The sequence below is a fragment of the Nocardiopsis sp. CNR-923 genome (assembly GCF_001942255.1).
Lineage (GTDB): Bacteria > Actinomycetota > Actinomycetes > Streptosporangiales > Streptosporangiaceae > Nocardiopsis.
The window spans coordinates 25257-45189 of record NZ_MKKC01000022.1; the positions used below are offsets into that span (position 1 = coordinate 25257).

A 19933-nucleotide genomic window follows, 5' to 3' on the forward strand; every position below is an offset into this window, starting at 1 on the left:
CCGGGGGCCGACGGAACCCTCCGAGTCCGTCCCGGGGCCAAAGGAGCGGTTGTACCCGTTGGCCTCCTGGAGGGCGCGGGCGCTGGCCCGCGTCATCGACGCCGTGGTCGTGGCGCTGCCGGTCCTGCTGGTGGCGCTCGTCCTGGCGCTGGTCTGGCTGGGCGCGCGCAACCTGTTCGGCGGGTCCGGCGACGGTGTCCGCAGTTACGGGTACTTCCTGGCGGTGACGTTTTTCGTCCTGTACACGGGCTACGAGGCGTTCGCGCTGGCCCGGTGGCAGCAGACGCTCGGCAAGCGGATGACGGGGGTGCGGGTGGCGCCCGTGGCCGGCGCCGGGCGCCTGGGAGCCGTGCCCACGGCGGCCCTGCTCGTCCGCGCCGCGATCTTCGGGCTGCCCGTGCTGCTGTCCGCGCTGCCGGGCGGGCCGCTGTGGATCGTGGTCGCGGTCGTGGCCGTCCTCACCGCCGGGATGGCCGCCTGGGACCGCCCCAACCGGCAGGGGATCCACGACAAGATCGCCGGGACCGTGGTGCTCGACGTCAGCTGATCGCGCCCGGGTGGCCGGACCCACCCCCGGTCGGGAGCGCTCACAGTACCTACGCGGGTGAGGAGCGCGGGCACAGCCCCGCTACAACCCTGACAGGAAGGAAGGCCCCGGCCTAGGCTGGCAGCGAACACTCACCAGCCGAAGACGGGACCTTCGTCATGGACGAGGCTATCAGGATCGGCCCCGAGCTCAAGGAACGCCGAGAAGACGCCGGACTCACCCAAGAAGCGCTCGCCGACCGGGCAGGCGTCTCGGCCGACTACGTGGGCCGCCTCGAACGCGGTGCCCGGGTCGGCTCGCTACCCAGCATCGTCAAGCTCGCCCGAGCCCTGGACTGCGACCCCGGTGACCTCATCCGCAAACGTGCCCGCCTGACCCCCGTGGGCGCCTCCTCGGTGATCGCCGTACGCAACGCGATCTTCGACCCCCAGCTCCTGTTGCCCGATCGCCCCCAAGGCCGCCCGGCCTCCCCCGAGGAGTTGATGCGCACGGTCCGACGCGGCTACGGGGCGTACTTCGCGGGAGAGTTCGGAGCCCTCGCCGCACTCGTACCCGACCTGCTCCGAGACTGCCGGATCGCCGAGTACGAACACGGCACCGCCGACGTGGCGGCGCCCTACGCGCACGCCTACGATCTCGCGAGCGCCCTGCTGGTCCACACCGGCAAGGTCGATGCCGCACTGACTGGTGTGGAACGCGCGATCATGACCGCCCGCCAAGGCGATGACCCCTACCGCCCCGTGAGCTTCACGGGCACCTACGCGTGGGTGCTGCTGCACATGGGCCGCTACGCCGAAGCTGAGGATCTCGTGGTGCGTGCGGCCGAAAGCGTCGCTCCGAGAATGGGTGACCGCGACCAAGCACGGATCGCGGTATGGGGCGGGCTGCTCATGCAGGCCGCCGTGCTGGCGGGATCAGACGCTCACCGATCGGACGCGGACCGGATCTCGTCCGCGCGACAGTTCCTGCGAGACGCTCGGTCGGCTGCTGTCCAGATGGACCAGGACTCGCGCCGGTACTGGATCAGCTTCGGTCCGACCCAGCTCGCCGTCCAGTCGGCGCACATCTACACCGTCCTGGGCAAGCCCGCCGAGGCGCTCAAGGTTGCTGGGAAGGTGGACGCCCGGCAGTTGTTGTCAATCCAGTACGGGCGGCACCTGCTGGATGTGGCGAAGTCGCAGTCTCTGCGACGCCGGACCGATGACGCCATCGAGACGGCCGCGCGGGCGCAAGCGCTGTCACCGGAGTGGTTCCGGCACCAGAGGTTCGGAGCTGCTCTCACCGAAGAACTGCGGCGGCGTAAGGCACGGATGAGCGACCCGTTGGCGGGGCTCGTGTCCGCGTTCCGCACCACCAGTGAGTAACCCGGACGGAGCGTCCGGGTTACTGACACGTCACCCGTGAACCCGGACGCTCTGTCCCTGGGAACCCCATCGAACTCTGCGTAGCGTCTCCCTCACCTACCAGTGAGGGAGGTCCACGATGGCGCGAGCACGAGCGCTCGAAAGGGAGTCGCTGCACGGCCCATGGCCCAGCGACCACGGCAGTGAGCAGCAGCTGGGACAGTTGCTGCACACGTACCCCGGATGGCGCTTCTGGCGGTCCAGGGACGAGGACCAGTCGGCCCGCGAGTGGTGCGCCGTGCGTGTCACCACCCTGGCCTCGGGCAGACCGCAGGAGCTGACCGCTGATACCTACGACGACCTCGTGCGGCAACTGGAGGCGTGGTGACGTACCGACCCCGGCAGAAAGCCGGACCGGCGGCACCGGCGAGGCCGCGGTTGGTGGACGGCCGTGACCGCCAGGTCGCCCGGTTCCACAGGGAGTTCCCAGGTTGGGAAGTGTGGAAGTCCCCCGGCTGGTGGTGCGCCCTGCGAACCGGCTCGGACAACGGTCTCGTCGGTGTTACCGCAGCGAGCATCACCGAACTCCGTGTGCGGCTCTCCGAGGCGCTGAGGGGCACGTCAACAGCGACGCATCAGTGAAGCCGCCTACCGCGTTGCGCACCTGATCCCCGCTTCCGTTCGGATCAGGCCCCAACCACATTGAAACGGCCCGGCGGTGCAGCGAACACCCCGGGCCCGGTCTACCTGAAGAGGCAGGCAGACATGAAGATCGTACTGTTTTCACGACACCGGTCACGCTGAGTCCGGCGCTACACCCGCCCCTCTGCCCCGGCCGCCCGCGTCCGAGCCTATGTGGCCTGGCCTAGCGGCGACCTCGCCTCACTCTCCCTGGCCGTGAAGATCCTGCTGCGAGGTGCCGCATGATCGACACCGACATGGGCGACCTGCTCGCCTCGATCCGGGACGCGCTCACCCTCCCGGCCGCGCTGACCGACGCCGACCGCGCTGACCGGGGCGCCTTGGAGCACACCCGCGCCGACGCCGTCCGCCGGGCGGTCGACTACGCGACTGGGACCGGCGATCTGACTGGCGCGGTCGATCTGCTCGACAACGCGATCGCGGCCTCGCCGATCACCTATCAGACCGGTCACGAGCGGGTGCCCCGCCAGGGGGTGGTGACGCGATGAAGCACCGACGCATGGTGTGCGACATTCGTGAGCTGCCCAATGTGCCCGCCCTCAAGCAGTGGGCAGCCGAGCGTGGCACCGTCGTGACCGGCCTCGGGGGAGACGAGATGGCCGCCCTCACCCAGGAGGAGGAGCCCCACAAGGGGCTCGGCGAGATCACCGACGCGCAGATTCTCCCGTGGGTCGGCCCGCGGGTTCCGAGCGTGCTGGAGTTCGCCGACGATGGCATCGCTCCTCCGGCGTTGATCAACTCCATGACGTTGCTGACGTTGGAGACGACCGCCCCGGTGCTCCTGAAGCACGGGCTGTGGCCGGTGCATCCGTTCGCGGACCCGGACATGGTGGGGCTCGGCGAGCAGCTCCCGTTCGCCTGGCGTGAGCTGAAGCAGCTTCAGCGGCGTCGCCTGGCCGCGCTGGGGATGAGCGACGACGTCGTGTACCCGGTGGAGCGGGAGAGCTTCGCCGAGGTCGTCGAGCACGCCCTGATCACCTACGCACCCAAGCTGTTCGCTCGTATGCTGGCCGAGGGCTCGGTGCTGCTCGATGAGGGTCTGGTGGACCCTGACGGGCTGCGCACCGCGGTCGACCGTCTGACTCCCGGGCGCTACGTCGAAGAGCGTGACGCGAAGATCCTGGAAGTGTTGAGCCTGCACCTGTCCGCCACCGCCTTCCTGCACTGAGAGGACCAGCCGTGTTCACCATGCGTCCCGCCAACGGGGCCGACACTCCGGGAGTCGCGTTGATGATCACCGCGCGCTGTGACTGGATGGAACAGCGCGGGCTGGAGTCATGGCGTGAGAACGTCGACGATCTCGCCGGACAGGCTGGAAGCGGCTCCATGTGGGTGCATGAAGCCGAAGGCGCATCGTCGGATGCACCACGGTCATGACCCAGGCGCCGCCGAAGGACTGGGCACCTGAGGAGGCGGCCGAGGAGTCCCTGTACCTGTTCACGACCGTCACTGATCCGGCGTACCGAGAGCGCAAGCCTGGAACCCTGATCGCGCTGTGGGCGGTCGACCAGGCCGCGCGTCAGGGGCGACGGTGGGTGCGGCGGGGATGCTTCTTCCCCGAGCTGGTCAAGTACTACGAGACTCAGGGGTTCGCCCTGGTCAAGGAGATGGACCGGCGAGCCGGTCACCTGTACTTGCTCGCACGCCGAGCGGAGCGTCTCAACTCCGACGAACTCGGTCTGACGACGGTGGTCACTCTCTGATCCTGGACTGGCCCAACCGGCAGGGGATCTACGACAAGATCGCCGGGACCGTGGTGCTCGACGTCAGCTGATCGCGCCCGGGTGGCCGGACCCACCCCCGGTCGGGAGCGCTCCGACCACCTACTACACTCCGTAGTGCTCAAACGGTGCAGATGAGGAGTGTTCGGACGTGGCCGGTCAGAGAACGTGCGGGTGCGGGATGAGCAGGCGGCGCCTGCTCGGAACCGCCGGGGCGGCCGCGGCCGTCACGGCCACCGCCGCCGCCTGCGGAGGCGAGGCGCCCAGGCCCCAGGAGGCGCGCTTCGGACAGGTGGTCGGCCAGACCACGGACGTCCCGGTCGGCGGCGGCGTGGTCTTCAGCGACAGCAAGCTCGTCGTCACCCAGCCCGAGGAGGGCGACTACCGGGCCTTCAGCGCCTCCTGCACGCACGGCGGCTGCACGGTCCAGGAAGTCACCGAGGTCATCGGCTGCCTGTGCCACGGCAGCCGGTTCGACCTGGTCACCGGTGAGCCCGTGGTCGGTCCGGCCACCGAGCCCCTGGAGGCCTTCACGGTGACCGTCGACGGCACCGACCTCATCCTGGAGTCGGAGTCCGTGGGCTGAGCGGCGTCGGACACGGGCGGGGCCGGAACACCGAGTGGTGTGTTCCGGCCCCGCGCACGTGTGCGTCAGCCCTCGTCGGCGTCCTTGTCCCTGTGCTCCAGGACCGCCTTCTCGGACTCGCGGGCGACCGCGCCCCCGCGGAACGCCGACTCGGGGAACCGGGCGGCGTCGTCCGCGTCGTCCGCGCCCGTGACGAACTCGGTGCGGTTGCGCGGCAGGGACTCGGGGTAGTGCTCGACCAGCCAGCCGACCAGGTGCTCGCGCATCTGGCACGCGATGTTCCACTGGTTGTTGGTGTCGGCGGCCGTGGCGACCACCCGCACCTGGACCAGACCGTCGCCGAGGATGTCCACGACCTGGCAGGACCAGCTGCGGCCGTCCCAGAACTCGCTGGAGGTGATCAGGCGTCCGGCCTCCTCGCGCAGCGCGTCGACCGGGACCTCCCAGTCCAGCGGAAGCATGACCTTGGCGGTGATCTGGGTGGTCTGCTTCGTCCAGTTCTCGAGGCCATGGTGGTGAAGTTGGCGACCGGGACGACCAGGCGGCGCTCGTCCCAGATCTTCACGGTGACGTTGACCAGGCTCAGTTCCTCCACCCGGCCCCACTCGCCCTCGATGACGACCACGTCGCCGATGCGCAGCGAGTCGCTGAAGGCCAACTGGAGGCCGGCGAACAGGTTGGCCAGGGTGGACTGGGCGGCCACACCGGCGACGATGCCGATGACGCCCGCCGAGGCCAGGAGTCCGGCGCCGAGCGCGCGCACCTCGTCGAAGGTGAACAGGATCGCCGAGATCGCCAGCACGACGATGACGGAGGTGACCACCCGCCGCAGCAGTCGGACCTGGGTCTGGAGGCGGCGTGCGCGGCGGTCGGCGTCCCCGTTGGAGGCCGACAGGCGTGCCAGGATCATGTCGGTCGCGGCGTAGGCGAGGCTGATGCCCAGACCGGTCAGCGACCCGATCATGAGGATGACCATCAGGTGGTCGATGGTCTGGTAGATGCTCCACTCCACCTCGCCGCGGTCCGGCAGCGCGAGGTTGGCGCCCACGACCGTGCCGGCGGCGTAGGCGGTGAAGGTCGACCGCGCGACCACGAACCGGGCCTGCGGCCAGATCCGGCCCAGCTGGTGGTTGAGCAGCCAGTGGATCACGAAGACCAGCAGCAGGGAGACCGCGACGGCGACGCCGATCGCGATCCATTGGCCAGCTGACACGGCGGTGGACCCCCTTGTCGTCCGGGTCGGGAAGTTCGTCGGTACCCGCCCAACCTAGAACATCCCGATATCCACTTGAGACGTTTGACGGGGCGCGGTGTGGGCCGCGGGTGGCCGGATGTCCTCGGAACCGACCAGAATGGAGGCATGGCTGCGACTCCACACCTGCGTCCCGCACCCGGATCCATCCCGCGCGACCCGGGCGTCTACCGGTTCCGCGACGCCGCGGGCCAGGTCATCTACGTCGGCAAGGCCAAGAACCTGCGCGCCCGGCTGTCCTCCTACTTCCGCGACTTCGCCGGGCTGCACCCGCGCACCCAGCAGATGGTCTCCACCGCCGCCGACGTCGACTGGACGGTCGTGGGCACCGAGGTGGAGGCGCTCCAGCTGGAGTACTCCTGGATCAAGCAGTACGACCCGCGGTTCAACGTCAAGTACCGGGACGACAAGAGCTACCCCTACCTCGCGGTCACCCTCCAGGAGGAGTTCCCCCGCGTCCAGGTGATGCGCGGCGCCAAGCGGCGCGGCGTGCGCTACTTCGGCCCCTACTCGCACGCCTGGGCGATCCGAGAGACCGTGGACCTGATGCTCCGGGTCTTCCCGGTGCGCACCTGTTCGTCCGGGGTCTTCCGGGGCGCCCGCAACAGCGGTCGTCCCTGCCTGCTCGGCTACATCGGCAAGTGCGTCGCCCCGTGCGTGGGCAAGGCCACCCCCGAGGAGCACCGCGCGCTCGTGGAGGACTTCTGCTCGTTCCTGGCCGGTGACACCGGTCGGTTCATCCGCGAGCTGGAGGCGCGGATGGCCGAGGCCGCGCGGGAGATGGAGTACGAGCGCGCCGCCCGCGTTCGCGACGACATCGGGGCCCTGCGCGCCGCCCTGGAGAAGCAGGCGGTCGTGCTGCCCGACTCCACCGACTGCGACGTCATCGCGATGGCCGACGACCAGCTGGAGGCGGCCGTGCAGATCTTCCACGTGCGCGGCGGCCGGATCCGGGGGCAGCGGGGGTACGTGGTCGACAAGGTCACCGACGCCGGCCCCGACGAGCTCATGGAGACGTTTCTCGGCCAGCTCTACGGTGGCGCGCAGGAGGCGGCCGACGAGGACGGCGGCACCGGTGGCGCCGTCCCGCGCCAGGTGCTGGTCTCCGACGCTCCCGCCGACACCGGGGCGGTCGCCTCGTGGCTGTCGGGGCTGCGCGGCTCGGCCGTCGACGTGCGCGTGCCCCGGCGCGGGGACAAGAGGGACCTCATGGAGACGGTCGCCAAGAACGCCCGCGAGGCGCTGGCCCGGCACAAGACCCACCGCGCCGGAGACCTGAGCACGCGCGGCCGGGCCCTCAACGAGGTCCAGGAGGCACTGGACCTGCCCGAGGCGCCGCTGCGCATCGAGTGCTACGACGTCTCCAACCTCCAGGGCGAGCACGTGGTGGCGTCCATGGTGGTGTTCGAGGACGGTCTGGCCCGCAAGTCCGAGTACCGCCGCTTCAGCATTCGCGGGTCCGGGACAGGCGGCGCGGAACAACACGACGTCGCCGCCATGTACGAGGTGATCAAACGCCGCTTCACCCGCTACCTTGAGGAGAGCGCCCAGGCGGGCGAGGTCGCCCGCATGGGGGAGAGCGGCGAGCACGGCGACCGTCCGGTGGGGGACGCCCCGCCGCCCGGGAAGTTCGCCTATCCCCCTAACCTGGTGGTGGTCGACGGGGCTCGTCCCCAGGCCGAGGCGGCGCGCCGGGCGCTGGAGGAGTTGGGGATCGAGGACATCGCCGTGTGCGGTCTGGCCAAGCGCCTGGAGGAGGTGTGGCTGCCCGACGACGAGGACCCGGTGATCCTGCCCCGCGCGGGCGAGGGCCTGTACCTGCTCCAGAGGGTGCGCGACGAGGCGCACCGCTTCGCCGTCGCCTACCACCGCCAGAAGCGGGCCAAGGCGCTCACGGGCAGCAGACTGGACGACCTGCCCGGCCTGGGGCCGACCCGTAGGACAGCGCTGATCAAGGAGTTCGGGTCGGTCAGGCGGCTGTCCTCGGCCACGGCGGAGGAGATCGCCGCGGTCCCGGGCATCGGCCCCAAACTGGCCGAGGCCGTACACGCGCACCTGAGCGGTGAGCCCGCCGGAGGGGGCGGCCGGGACGACGGGCCGCCAGCACAGCAAGGCACCGACGGGGGAGGAGACACATGACGGTCGAACTGGGCGGCGAGCTGCCGCCGGAGGTGGTCATCGTCACCGGGATGTCCGGTGCGGGACGGAGCACGGCGGCCAGAGCGCTGGAGGATCTGGGCTGGTTCGTGGTGGACAACCTGCCGCCCGGGCTGCTGCCGACGATGATCGAGCTGGCCGGGCGCACGCACGGCGCGGTGCCGCGGGTCGCCGTGGTCGTGGACGTGCGGTCGCTCGCCTTCACCGAGGACCTGCTGTCCACCGTCGAGGAGCTGCGCAAGCGCGACATGACCGCGCGGGTGCTGTTCCTGGAGGCGGGAGACGACGCGCTGGTCCGCCGTTTCGAGGGCGTGCGCCGCCGCCATCCGCTGCAGGGCGAGGGTCTGCTCACCGACGGCATCGCCCGCGAGCGTGAGACCCTCCGCGCGATCCGGGGCGAGGCCGACCTGGTGATCGACACCTCCCAGCTGAACGTGCACCAGCTCAAGGCGCGCGTGCTCGGCTTCTTCGGGGAGGACGGCGAGGGCGGTATCCGCGCCAACGTCGTCTCGTTCGGATTCAAGCACGGACTTCCGGTCGACGCCGACCTGGTGCTGGACTGCCGTTTCCTGCCCAACCCCCACTGGGTGCCCGACCTGCGGCCGATGAACGGCCGGGACGCTCCGGTGCGCGACTACGTGCTGTCCCGGGACGGCGCCAAGGAGATGCTGGAGAGCTACTCCGAGGTGCTGAAGCTGACCATCGACGGTTACCAGCGCGAGGGCAAGCACTACATGACGCTGGCCGTGGGCTGCACGGGCGGTAAGCACCGCAGTGTCGCCATGGCCGAGCAGTTCGGCGAGCGGCTCCGCGCCCAGGGCGTGGACGTGCACGTCGTGCACCGGGACGTCGGACGGGAGTAGCGCCCGTGCGGGACCGGGCACCGTACGCGCAGTGAGCGGAATCGCCAAGAGCGGTGTCTTCGCTTAGATTGGCCCGGTCACCGCTGGCGCCGGTCCCGAGGGGGCCGGTGTCCGGCGGTCCTGGGCGCGGGTCGACCGCCCGCCCGCCGTCCCGGCGGGCGCGGTCGCGTGCGCCAGCCGCACACGGGACGAGGGGCAGGCCAGGGTCATCATGTCGAAGAGCACGGCGCTGGACGGTGACGGGACGCGCCCGCCGCGCGTGGTCGCGCTGGGCGGGGGGCACGGCCTGCACGCCTCCCTGTCCGCGCTGCGCAGAGTGACCACCGACGTCACCGCGATCGTCACGGTCGCCGACGACGGCGGGTCCAGCGGCCGTCTCCGGCGCGAACTGGGCGTGCTTCCCCCCGGCGACCTGCGGATGGCCCTGGCGGCGCTGTGCGGCGACGACGAGTGGGGGCACACCTGGAGCCAGGTGATCCAGCACCGGTTCCGCTCCGAGGGCGAGTTGCACGGCCACGCGGTCGGCAACCTGCTGATCGTCGCGCTGTGGGAGCTGCTGGGCGACTCGGTGGCGGGCCTGGACTGGGTCGGCCAGCTGTTGGGCGCGCACGGGCGGGTGCTGCCGATGTCGTCGGTGCCGTTGGACATCGCGGCCGAGGTGGTCGGGACCGACCCGGACCGGCCCGAGGAGCCGACCACGGTGCGCGGTCAGGTGGCGTGCGCGAGCACCAGCGGGCAGGTGCGGTCGATCTCCCTGATCCCCGAGGCGCCGCCCGCCAGTCCGCAGGCGGTCAAGGCGGTCCGCGAGGCCGACTGGGTGGTGTTCGGGCCGGGGTCGTGGTTCACCAGCGTGCTGCCGCACCTGCTGGTCCCCGATCTGGCGCACGCTCTGGTCACCACGCGCGCCCGGCGCGTGGTGGCGCTCAACCTGTCCCCGCAGCGGGGTGAGACCGACGGGTTCCGGCCCGAGACGTACCTGGAGGTGCTGCGCGACCACGCGCCCAAGCTCGGGGTGGACGTGGTGTTGGCGGATCGGGGCACGGTGGAGGACCCCGCGCCGTTGCGGCGGGTGGTTCGCGACTTCGGCGGCCGTCTGGTGTTGGCCGACCTGGGCCGCGACGACGGCACACCCCGGCACGACGCCGAGCGGTTGGCTGTGGCCCTCGAACGGATCCTGGGGTGAGGTTCACTGCGCGCCCGTGGCGGGAACACCGGCGTCATGGCTGGTCACGGTGTGCGTGTGGAGCGGGTCTACGACGCGGTGCGGTCGCGCGAGCACCCGCAGGAGGGGCGGGAGCGGCCGTCGGGCCGGCACTTCCTCGTGGACCGGTTGTGGCCGCGCGGTGTGTCCCGGGCGTCGTTGGAGGGCGTCGGGTGGCTGCCTGAGGCGGCTCCCAGCGCCGGGCTGCGGAAGTGGTTCGGCCACGACCCCGCACGCTTCGCGGAGTTCGCCGATCGCTATCGCGCCGAACTGGACGCCCGCCCGGAGGCGCTGGGGCCGGTGCTGACGGCGGCGCGCGGCGGACCGGTCACACTGCTGTACGCGGCCAGGGACACCGAGCGCAACCACGCGATCGTCCTGCGCGCGTACCTGGAGGAGCGCCTGTCCGCCGAGGCCGGGGGCAATTGACCGCACACCGGCACGAACGACGACACCACCCTGCTCTGGCCAGGAGCGGGATAGGCAACACGCCGCGTGGGGGTCGGCGCCGAGAGCGGTGTCGCGTAGTCTGCCACGAAGGAAACCGAGCGTGGCGGGGCCGCGTCGGCGCACACCGGTGCCCGGTGCGGGACGCCGGAACGGTCCAGTTCGAGGGGGAGGATCGCGGCGATGGCGATGACCGGCGTGGTGAAGGATGAGTTGAGCCGTCTGGCCATTCTCAAGCCATGCTGCCGCAAGGCGGAGGTGTCCACCATCCTGCGGTTCACCGGGGGTCTGCACCTGGTGGGCGGGCGGATCGTGATCGAGGCCGAGCTCGACACCGGCGCCGCGGCCCGTCGTCTGCGCAAGGACATCTCCGAGGTCTTCGGGCACGAGTCGGAGGTGGTCGTGCTGTCCCCGAGCGGGCTGCGCAAGGGCAACCGCTACGTGGTGCGGGTGATCAAGGACGGCGAGTCCCTGGCCCGCCAGACCGGTCTGGTGGACAACAACGGCCGCCCGGTGCGCGGACTGCCCCGGCACGTGGTGGCGGGCGGAGCCTGCGACGCCGAGTCGGCGTGGCGGGGCGCGTTCATCGCGCACGGGTCGCTGACCGAACCGGGCCGGTCGATGTCGCTGGAGGTCACCTGCCCCGGTCCGGAGGCGGCGCTGGCTCTGGTCGGAGCGGCGCGGCGGCTCAAGGTGCACGCCAAGGCGCGCGAGGTGCGCGGTGTGGACAGGGTCGTGGTGCGTGACGGCGACTCCATCGGCGCCCTGCTGACACTGCTGGGCGCGCACCAGAGCGTGCTGGCGTGGGAGGAGCGGCGCATGCGCCGTGAGGTGCGCGCCACCGCCAACCGGCTGGCCAACTTCGACGACGCCAACCTGCGGCGCAGCGCCCGCGCGGCGGTGGCGGCCGGTGCGCGTGTGGAGCGGGCGCTGGAGATCCTGGGCGAGGACGCCCCCGAGCACCTGGTGGCCGCTGGGAAGCTGCGTCTGGCGCACAAGCAGGCGTCCCTGGAGGAGTTGGGGCAGCTGTCGGTGCCGCCCCTGACCAAGGACGCCATCGCCGGGCGGATCCGCCGGTTGCTCGCGATGGCCGACAAGCGGGCCGCCGACCTGGGGATCGAGGGCACCGAGGCGAACCTCACTCCGGATATGCTCGTGCCGTGACGGCGTGACGCCGGCTCAGGGCCGTGTGAACGCGGGAACGCGGGAGAGGCCTGAGGTGTTCGGCTTTGTTAACTGCGCGAACACACGGATAACTTCAGACAATGGTATAGACCTGTTCGCCCGTCGGTGTCAGTATGGTCGCGAATCCACGAGAGTCCGCGGGCCGTTGAACACGGGCCCCTCGCTGTGCTCCGTCAGCGCTCCGCTAGGCTCTCTGACAACACCTGGCGCGTGTTAACCCTGTTCAATGCGGTCGCCCTGGTCTTCTTGTCGGGCGAACGGCGTGGGGGACGAATGCGCGGGTGGAAATGATGTGCGACATATGAGGAGATTGGTTCCGTGACCATCCGTGTAGGCGTCAACGGCTTCGGTCGGATCGGCCGCAATTTCTGGCGCGCGGTCGCCGCTGGCGGCAGCGACATCGAAATCGTCGCGGTCAACGACCTCACCGACACCAAGACGCTCGCGCACCTGCTCAAGTACGACACCGTGCTCGGCACGCTCGACGGTGACGTCGAGGTGGGCGAGGACTTCATCCGCGTCGGCGACAAGACCATCAAGGTCCTGGCCGAGCGCGACCCGGCCCAGCTGCCCTGGACCGACCTGAACGTGGACGTGGTCATCGAGTCCACCGGCCGCTTCACCAAGGCCGAGGACGCCGCCAAGCACATCAGCGCCGGCGCCAAGAAGGTCATCATCTCCGCCCCGGCCAAGGGCGAGGACCTGACCGTGGTCATGGGCGTCAACGACGACAAGTACGACGCCGCCCAGCACGACGTCATCTCCAACGCCTCGTGCACCACCAACTGCGTGGCGCCGATGGCCAAGGTCCTGATGGACAGCTTCGGCATCCAGCAGGGTCTGATGACCACGGTGCACGCCTACACCAACGACCAGGTCATCCTGGACTTCCCGCACTCGGACCTGCGCCGCGCCCGCGCCGCCGCGCAGAACATCATCCCGACCACGACCGGCGCCGCCAAGGCCACCGCCCTGGTCATCCCCGAGCTCCAGGGCAGGCTGGACGGCATGGCGATGCGCGTCCCGGTACCGGACGGCTCGGTCACCGACCTGGTCGTGACGCTGGACCGCGAGGTCACCAAGGACGAGGTCAACGCCGCGTTCAAGGCCGCCGCCGAGGGCCCGCTCAAGGACGTCCTGGTCTACACCGAGGACCCGATCGTCTCCTCCGACATCGTCGGCACCCCGCCCTCCTGCACCTTCGACTCCAGCCTGACCATGGCGTTCGGAAACCAGGTCAAGGTGGTCGGCTGGTACGACAACGAGTGGGGCTACTCCAACCGCCTGGTCGACCTGGCCAAGCTGGTGGGCTCCGGCCTGTAGTCGGCGGACCCCCTGGTCGCGCGTCAGCGCACGGCACCCCTTCGCACGCTGTGCGGGCGAGGGGGTGCCGTCGTGACCCGGCGGTCCCGTCCACCCGAACCTCGCCCGGCGTGACGTCCGGGCTGATCAGACCACTGAGGAGACCAGCATGCGGACGATCGACGACCTCGACGTCTCCGGCAAGCGCGTGTTCGTCCGGGCCGACCTCAACGTGCCCCTGGACGGCGAGCGGATCACCGACGACGGCCGTATCCGCGCGGCCCTGCCCACCGTCCAGGCGCTCCGCGAGCGCGGCGCGCGCGTCATCGTCGCCGCCCACCTGGGCCGCCCCAAGGGCGTCCCCGACCCCCGCTTCTCCCTGCGCCCCGTCGCCGTGCGACTGGGCGAGCTGCTCGGCGCCGAGGTGGCCTTCGCCGGCGACACCGCGGGCGAGTCGGCCCGCGCCACCTGCGCCGCCCTCGCCGACGGCCAGGTCGCGCTGCTGGAGAACGTGCGCTTCGAGCCGGGTGAGACCAGCAAGGACGACGCCGAGCGCGGCGAGCTCGCCGACCGCTTCGCCGAACTGGCCGAGCTGTACGTGGGCGACGCCTTCGGCGCCGTGCACCGCAAGCACGCCAGCGTCTTCGACCTGCCGGGCAGGCTCCCGCACGCCGTCGGCGGCCTGGTCCTGACCGAGGTCGAGGTACTGCGCAGGCTGACCGGCGACCCGGCGCGCCCCTACGCCGTGGCGCTCGGCGGCTCGAAGGTCTCCGACAAGCTCGGCGTCATCGACAACCTCCTCGGCACCGCCGACCGCCTGCTCATCGGCGGCGGCATGGTGTTCACCTTCCTCAAGGCCAAGGGCTACGAGGTCGGCTCCAGCCTGCTGGAGGCCGACCAGCTCGACACCGTCCGGGGCTACCTGGAGCGTGCCGAGCGCGAGGGCGTGGAGATCGTCCTGCCCGTGGACGTGGTGGCCGCCGAGAAGTTCGCCGCCGACGCCCCGCACGCCGCCGTGGGCGTCGAGGCGATCCCGGCCGACCGGATGGGTCTGGACATCGGCCCCCGGAGCCAGGAGCTGTTCGCGGCGAAGATCGCCGACACCCGTACGGTGTTCTGGAACGGGCCCATGGGCGTGTTCGAGATGGAGCCGTACGCGGGCGGCACGCGCGCGCTGGCGCAGGCGCTCATCGACTCCGACGCCTTCACCGTGGTCGGCGGCGGCGACTCGGCCGCCGCCGTGCGCGCGCTCGGCTTCGACGAGGCGGCGTTCGGCCACATCTCCACCGGCGGCGGCGCCAGCCTGGAGTACCTGGAGGGCAAGGACCTGCCCGGCATCGACGCGCTCGCCTGAGTCGCCCGCCCCCGCCCAGGCGGCCCCGCGCTGTTCGGGGGCCGCGCTGTTCGGGGGCCGCGCCCGGGCGACCGGACACGGGCCCAAGCGCGGCGCAGGCCCAGAGAGAACACACCTAGACGGGAAGTGACCACATGTCGCAGCGCCTGCCGCTCATCGCGGGCAACTGGAAGATGAACAACAACCACCTGGAGGCCATCGCCCTCGTCCAGAAACTGGCCTTCGCCTGAACGACAAGGACTACGACAGGGTCGAGGTCGTCGTCCTGCCGCCGTTCACCGACCTGCGCAGCGTGCAGACGCTCGTGGACGGGGACAGGCTGCGGATCGGCTTCGGCGCGCAGGACGTCTCCGAGCACGACAAGGGCGCCTACACGGGCGAGGTCTCCGGCGCGATGCTCGCCAAGCTGGAGTGCTCCTACGTGCTGGTCGGCCATTCCGAGCGCCGTGAGTACCACCACGAGGACGACGCCCTGGTCAACGCCAAGGTCAGGGCCGCCTACCGCCACGGCATCGTGCCGCTGCTGTGCGTGGGCGAGGGCCTGGAGGTGCGCAAGCAGGGCCGTCAGGTCGAGCACGTCCTGGCCCAGCTGGACGGCGCGCTCAAGGAGGTCACCGACGAGCAGGTCGCGAAGCTGGTCATCGCCTACGAGCCGGTGTGGGCGATCGGGACCGGCGAGGTCGCCACCCCCGAGGACGCCCAGGAGGTGTGCTCGGCCGTCCGTACGCGCCTGGCCGAACTGTACTCCGAGGAGGTCGCGGGCGCGGTGCGCGTGCTCTACGGCGGTTCGGTCAAGGGCGACAACGCCCCCGGCATCATGGCCCAGGCGGACGTGGACGGAGCCCTGGTCGGCGGCGCTTGCCTGAAGGCCGACGAGTTCGTCAAGGTGATCCGTTACGGCGACCGGTAGTCGCGCGGCGCCTCGTGCGACCCCGTCCCAGAGGGCGGATTCGTCCGACTTCGGGGGACGGGGGTGTCCGACGGGGGCTCTGGTCGGGCTAGACTTCGCTGAGGGGACCTGCGCGTATCGCGTGAGTCCCCGCCCGTGCCGCGCACGGCACGGTAAAATCCGAAATCGTCCCGGTCTCCTCCTTCCCTGATCCGACCGGTCGGCAAGGTGCAGCGGCGCCGTCGCCGGTACGGGTGGGAAACGGGGGCCGTGGTGTCCATCCCCCCGCTTCGGGGTCGAGCTACGGGTGAGCGTGTGACTCTCGGTCTGTCCATCTTCGTGATGGTTCTCAGTGTGCTGCTGATCTTCCTGGTGCTCCTGCACAAGGGCAAGGGCGGTGGTCTGTCCGACATGTTCGGCGGCGGGGTCACGTCCTCGCTCGGCGGCTCTTCGGTGGTCGAGCGCAACCTCGACCGGATGACGGTGGCGGTCGGCATCGTGTGGATCCTCTCCGTCGTCGTCCTCGGCATCCTGTACGGCCGGGCCTAGCAGGCGTCCCGAAGGCTTCCCCCGTCCACAGTCACGCTCGCCCGAGTGCCGGTGAGCGCGTTCGCCGAAGGAGTTTCTCGTGGGTAGTGGCAGTGCCATCCGTGGCAGCCGAGTCGGAGCCGGCCCGATGGGCGAGGCGGAGCGCGGCGAGGCGGCTCCGCGGATCCGGGTTCCGTTCTACTGTGCGAACCTGCACGAGGTCGTGCCCAGCTTCGCGAGCGAGGCCGCCGTCCCCGACGAGTGGGACTGCCCGCGCTGCGGGTTTCCCGCGGGCAAGGACAAGGCCAACCCCCCGTCCCCGCCGCGCACCGAGCCTTACAAGACGCACCTGGCCTACGTCAAGGAGCGGCGGAGCGAGGAGGAGGGCAAGCTCATCCTCGACGAGGCGCTCGCCAAGCTGCGCGCTGACCGCGCCGCGGTCGAGGCCCACATGAAGGCCTCCCAGAACTAGGGCGTGTGCGCCGGGCACACCCTCCGCCGCGCGAGGTCCCACTCGCCGGGTTCCCACCGGCCGACAGCGCACCCAGGCTGACTCCGTGCCCGGTCCCGCGACAGCCGTACCGGGACGCGCCGCTCGCGACGGGCGGCATCCACCGCACACGCCCTAAGCCGTTGTCGGCCCTGGTCCTTCGCTCCGCTCGCAGGGCCGTGTCCTGGCGGCGAGGCCGGGGGCGCCGCGTACCGGAGCCCTCCGCCGCGCCCGCGGCGCGGTCTCGCCCTCGTAGCTCCCGGTGGCCTTCGGCCGGGAACGCTGCGAGCGCCGCCCCGCCATGACCCCGTCCGAGGGGCCGTCGCCGCGGTGACGGCCCCTCGGGGAGTACCGGGCGGCGGCGTCAGGTGAGAGGATGGCGGCGGTTGCCAGAGATGACGATGTGAGCACGTATCGTGGTGGCGATTCCATCGTGGAACGGCGCCATCGAGCGCGGATGTGAAGGACCGGCGAACTTTCTCAATCCCGGGACTGGTGTGGTTGGTGGGAATTACAGTGATCGCCACGCACCCCCAACCGCCCCTCCTGAGGAGATGGTGTCGATGTCAGCGTGTCCGACCGGCGGCGACCACGACTGGATTCTCGGCGACGACCGCAAGTTCCAGTGCGCCAAGTGCGGAGCTCAGAGCGCGCGCAGGTTCTGAGCCCCCGGCCCGGGCTGCACCGTGCCCCGTGCGGCCAGGTCCCCCTTTTCCAGGGCGCGCCAGGTCACCGGTTCGCCCAGGGTCTCGGCGACGCCCTTCGCCCAGCGTTCCAGGGGCGCGAACTGGTCCGGGCCGTCCTCCAGGACGGTCCGCCCCTGGTAGGAGACTCCGTCCAGGGTGATGATCTCGCCGTTGGCCCGCAGTTCGGTGTCGAATTCGCGCGTGTTGCGTCTCATGGACGGGACTCTAGTCCGGGGGCGGTGCCGACGCCCGGGCTTCGTGTGGATCGATTCCCGGCCGCGTGGGCGGTCTGGCGCACCGGGCACACGGGAGGATAGGGAGAATGGGGTCATGGCTTCCCCCGAACCCTTAGACTCCGGCGCCGCCGTCCGGGGCGTGCCCTCGGACCTGACCCAGCCCGTCGGTGTGTCGCACCTGCGTCGGTACGTCAGCCTGCGCGGCCCGCACGCCCGCGTGTGGATGGCGGTCGCCTACTTCTCGGCGGCCCTGACCCTCATGTTCGTCGTCGTGACCGGGTCCCTGATCTGGTACCTGGTGTCCGGGGACCACAGGGTCGGTTCGGTCGTCCTGTGGGGCACGGCCGCGGTGGTGATGGCCTTCCTCGGCCCCGGCAGCAACGTCGTCGTGGTGCGCGGGCTGCCGCAGCGCATCACCCGCCAGGGGATCAGCGCCGACAGCGACGGGCTCACCGTCCTGCAGGAGCGCAAGTGGTGGTTTCCGGGCGAGGGCACGTTCGTCGCGTGGCCGGAGGTGCGGCGGATCCGCGAGGTGCACACGGGCGGGCGCCGACTCACGTACTTCATCGAGTTCGTGCTCGACACCCACCGTACCGACCCCGAACTTCCCAGCTGGGCGGAGACCGCCGAGAGCCTGGGGCTGGAGGAGGTCGACGCGCCCACGCAGTTCTACGTGCAGGTGCCCGAGGACGTCAAGGAACGCATCCTGCGGATGATCGAGCGCACGGCGCCGCTGCCGTCGGTCGTGGAGCGCAGCGAACCCCTACGGTGACGCGCGCCCGTCCAGCCGTCGGGTGAGGTCGGCCGCCGCGTCGCGCACGCGCGCGGCGAGGGCCTGGGGCGTGACCGGCCGGGCACTGGGCACGGTCAGGCTGATCGCTGCGGCGGGTCGGCCGTTGTGGTCGGTGGCGGCGGCCGCGACGGAGATGAACCCCTCGGTGACCTGGCCGTTCTCCATCGACCATCCCCGTCTGGACTCCTCGGCGAGCACGCGGCGCAGTTCGGTGGGGGTGTCGGGACCCCGGCCCGTGCGGTCGGTGAAGGACGCGGTGTCGGGATAGAGGGCGCGGACCTGGGCGCGGGGGAGCAGGGCGAGCATGGCCCGGCCCGAGGCGGTCAGGTGGGCGGGTAGGCGCACGCCGACGCCGGTGATGAGGGTGGGCGCGTGCGGGGGCTGTTCCTTGAGCAGGTACAGGGTGTCGGAGCCGTGCAGGACGCCCAGGTGGGCGGTGGCGCCGGTGGCCTCGGTGAGCTGGGTCAGGAGGGGACGGGCGAGCCGTTCGAGTCCCTCGTGGCGCAGGTAGGCCGAGCCGATCTCGAACGCGGCAACGCCCAGCCCCCAGCGCCGTTCCTCGGGCAGGTGGGTGACGAACCCCTCCTCGGCCATGGCCTCCAACAGCTGGTGCACGCTGGAGCGCGGGAGCCCGAGTTCGGCGGCGGCGGTCGAGGCCGACACGGGACCGGGCCGCGACGCCAGGAAGCGCAGTAGCCGCAGCGCGCGCGTGGCCGCCGGAACGCGAGTCATGTCACGATTGTCTCACTTGCCCGCGATTCTCCTGGTGTGGGCGCTGGGACGACGCCGACGGAGCGCACGCGCTCCACACCGCCCGACTCCGGCCCACACCAGGCTCCTCGCATGGGTGTCATACGGGTCACGGACGTTGTGGACGAGGTCAGGGACATCCTCACCGCCGAGACGGCGGGGCGGTCGTTCGACACGTGCTCGCTCTCCTCGAACGCGAGGCGCGCGTCGCACGCGGCCGACTCGCCGTGGAGCGGACCAGCGTGCCCGGCGCCGGCCTGGACGCGGACGAGATCGGCGCGGTTGTCCGCGCGGCCCGCGGCGTCACCACCGGGTCGCCGTCATGACTCGGCGAGGCGGGAGAACACCAGGACGTCGGTTCGGCCGGAGGAGAACGTGAGGAACGAGCGGAGCCGGCCCTCCCGCTCGAACCCGCACCGGGTCAGGACGCCGGCCGAGCGGTCGTTGTCGGGCTCCACCCAGGCCTCGACCCGCGCCAGTCCGCACTCCCTCAGTCCCCACCCGGTCATCAGGTTCACCGCGCGAGAGGCGTAGCCCCTCCCGCGCGCCTCGGGAACGATCCAGTAGCCGATGCCGCCGACACCCTTCTGCGGCCTCAGCAGAAGCACCACGCATCCCACGGCGCGTCCGGTGTGCGCGTCACAGACGGCCAGTGACCAGCCCTGACCCGTCTGGCTCCGCGCCCACTGCCGGGCGATCCAGGCACGCCCGGCCTCGTCGTCGCAGTCGCGGGGAACGGTCGTGCCCTCCGGGATCACCGTGTCCTCGCTGGCCGCCCGGACGCACGCGAGGTCCGTCACGGCCCAGCGTCGCAGCCGGACCGTAGCGTCCTTGAGCAGTGGTTCCGCGAGCGGGCCCGCCTGTGTGTCCGTCACCTGACGCTCCTTCGGGTGCCGAGGCG

The 19933-nt window shown here is 71.1% G+C and carries 20 protein-coding genes and 3 pseudogenes; 19 read left to right on the forward strand and 4 right to left on the reverse strand.

The window, feature by feature from the left end; translation table 11 throughout:
* Positions 1–58: 58 nt before the first annotated feature.
* From BJF83_RS01345 to BJF83_RS01380, 7 genes and pseudogenes are all read left to right on the forward strand, one after another.
* Positions 59–547, forward strand: a complete 489-nt coding sequence (locus BJF83_RS01345; RefSeq protein WP_262391227.1) for an RDD family protein — start codon at positions 59–61, stop codon at positions 545–547.
* A gap of 158 nt (positions 548–705) precedes the next feature.
* Entirely contained in the window at positions 706–1911 is a 1206-nt protein-coding gene (locus BJF83_RS01350) for a helix-turn-helix domain-containing protein (protein ID WP_075924854.1), read from the forward strand.
* Between the two features lie 118 nt (positions 1912–2029).
* Positions 2030–2278, forward strand: a complete 249-nt coding sequence (locus BJF83_RS01355; protein ID WP_075924855.1) for a hypothetical protein — start codon at positions 2030–2032, stop codon at positions 2276–2278.
* A 535-nt stretch (positions 2279–2813) separates the two neighbouring features.
* Entirely contained in the window at positions 2814–3080 is a 267-nt protein-coding gene (locus tag BJF83_RS01365) for a hypothetical protein (protein WP_075924857.1), read from the forward strand.
* On the forward strand, positions 3077–3760 hold the full coding sequence (locus BJF83_RS01370) for a hypothetical protein (protein WP_262391228.1): 684 nt from the start codon (positions 3077–3079) through the stop codon (positions 3758–3760). The genes BJF83_RS01365 and BJF83_RS01370 overlap by 4 nt, the downstream gene beginning before the upstream one ends.
* Before the next feature lie 11 nt (positions 3761–3771).
* A pseudogene (locus BJF83_RS01375) lies at positions 3772–4295 on the forward strand (GNAT family N-acetyltransferase).
* 199 nt (positions 4296–4494) lie between these two features.
* Positions 4495–4899, forward strand: coding sequence for a Rieske (2Fe-2S) protein (locus BJF83_RS01380; protein ID WP_075924858.1), 405 nt, complete (start codon positions 4495–4497; stop codon positions 4897–4899).
* 65 nt (positions 4900–4964) lie between these two features.
* On the opposite strand, the pseudogene BJF83_RS01385 reads toward BJF83_RS01380, so the two are convergent.
* Positions 4965–6112 (reverse strand): annotated as a pseudogene (locus BJF83_RS01385) (mechanosensitive ion channel family protein).
* 147 nt (positions 6113–6259) lie between these two features.
* On the opposite strand from BJF83_RS01385, the gene uvrC reads away from it, so the two are divergent.
* The 10 genes and pseudogenes from uvrC to BJF83_RS01435 all read left to right on the forward strand — a co-directional run bounded on the left by uvrC (position 6260) and on the right by BJF83_RS01435 (position 16549).
* Positions 6260–8290, forward strand: a complete 2031-nt coding sequence (gene uvrC, locus BJF83_RS01390; RefSeq protein ID WP_075924859.1) for an excinuclease ABC subunit UvrC — start codon at positions 6260–6262, stop codon at positions 8288–8290.
* A complete protein-coding gene (gene rapZ / locus BJF83_RS01395) occupies positions 8287–9171 on the forward strand; it encodes an RNase adapter RapZ (RefSeq protein WP_075924860.1) in 885 nt (294 codons plus the stop codon). Before uvrC ends, rapZ begins: the two co-directional genes overlap by 4 nt.
* A gap of 211 nt (positions 9172–9382) precedes the next feature.
* On the forward strand, positions 9383–10354 hold the full coding sequence (yvcK, locus tag BJF83_RS01400) for a uridine diphosphate-N-acetylglucosamine-binding protein YvcK (RefSeq protein WP_187347057.1): 972 nt from the start codon (positions 9383–9385) through the stop codon (positions 10352–10354).
* Positions 10355–10390: 36 nt separating this feature from the next.
* On the forward strand, positions 10391–10801 hold the full coding sequence (locus BJF83_RS01405) for a DUF488 domain-containing protein (RefSeq protein ID WP_075924861.1): 411 nt from the start codon (positions 10391–10393) through the stop codon (positions 10799–10801).
* Between the two features lie 201 nt (positions 10802–11002).
* Positions 11003–11983, forward strand: coding sequence for a DNA-binding protein WhiA (gene whiA, locus BJF83_RS01410; RefSeq protein WP_075924862.1), 981 nt, complete (start codon positions 11003–11005; stop codon positions 11981–11983).
* Positions 11984–12322: 339 nt separating this feature from the next.
* The gene (gene gap, locus BJF83_RS01415) at positions 12323–13327 is read left to right on the forward strand and encodes a type I glyceraldehyde-3-phosphate dehydrogenase (protein WP_075924863.1); all 1005 of its coding nucleotides are present in this window, start codon (positions 12323–12325) and stop codon (positions 13325–13327) included.
* Positions 13328–13475: 148 nt separating this feature from the next.
* Positions 13476–14660: a phosphoglycerate kinase gene (locus BJF83_RS01420; protein WP_075924864.1), complete on the forward strand. Its 1185-nt coding sequence runs from the start codon at positions 13476–13478 to the stop codon at positions 14658–14660.
* Positions 14661–14794: 134 nt separating this feature from the next.
* A pseudogene (gene tpiA / locus BJF83_RS01425) lies at positions 14795–15570 on the forward strand (triose-phosphate isomerase).
* Positions 15571–15864: 294 nt separating this feature from the next.
* Positions 15865–16098 carry a preprotein translocase subunit SecG gene (gene secG, locus BJF83_RS01430; protein ID WP_075924865.1) on the forward strand — a complete coding sequence of 78 codons (234 nt, stop codon included), beginning with the start codon at positions 15865–15867 and terminating at the stop codon, positions 16096–16098.
* A gap of 79 nt (positions 16099–16177) precedes the next feature.
* Complete coding sequence (locus BJF83_RS01435) at positions 16178–16549, forward strand: RNA polymerase-binding protein RbpA (protein ID WP_017606310.1); 372 nt, start codon at positions 16178–16180, stop codon at positions 16547–16549.
* Between the two features lie 661 nt (positions 16550–17210).
* On the opposite strand, the gene BJF83_RS01440 is transcribed toward BJF83_RS01435, so the two are convergent.
* A complete protein-coding gene (locus tag BJF83_RS01440) occupies positions 17211–17468 on the reverse strand; it encodes a hypothetical protein (protein ID WP_075924866.1) in 258 nt (85 codons plus the stop codon).
* Positions 17469–17583: 115 nt separating this feature from the next.
* On the opposite strand from BJF83_RS01440, the gene BJF83_RS01445 reads away from it, so the two are divergent.
* Entirely contained in the window at positions 17584–18261 is a 678-nt protein-coding gene (locus BJF83_RS01445) for a hypothetical protein (protein ID WP_075924867.1), read from the forward strand.
* On the opposite strand, the gene BJF83_RS01450 is transcribed toward BJF83_RS01445, so the two are convergent.
* The gene (locus tag BJF83_RS01450; protein ID WP_075924868.1) at positions 18253–19014 is read right to left on the reverse strand and encodes an IclR family transcriptional regulator; all 762 of its coding nucleotides are present in this window, start codon (positions 19012–19014) and stop codon (positions 18253–18255) included. The genes BJF83_RS01445 and BJF83_RS01450 overlap by 9 nt on opposite strands.
* Before the next feature lie 194 nt (positions 19015–19208).
* Between BJF83_RS01450 and BJF83_RS28230 the strand changes: the two genes are divergently transcribed.
* The gene (locus BJF83_RS28230; RefSeq protein ID WP_262391229.1) at positions 19209–19358 is read left to right on the forward strand and encodes a hypothetical protein; all 150 of its coding nucleotides are present in this window, start codon (positions 19209–19211) and stop codon (positions 19356–19358) included.
* On the opposite strand, the gene BJF83_RS01460 is transcribed toward BJF83_RS28230, so the two are convergent.
* Positions 19353–19907, reverse strand: a complete 555-nt coding sequence (locus tag BJF83_RS01460; RefSeq protein ID WP_075924869.1) for a GNAT family N-acetyltransferase — start codon at positions 19905–19907, stop codon at positions 19353–19355. The two genes, BJF83_RS28230 and BJF83_RS01460, sit on opposite strands and share 6 nt — an antisense overlap.
* Positions 19908–19933: the final 26 nt, after the last annotated feature.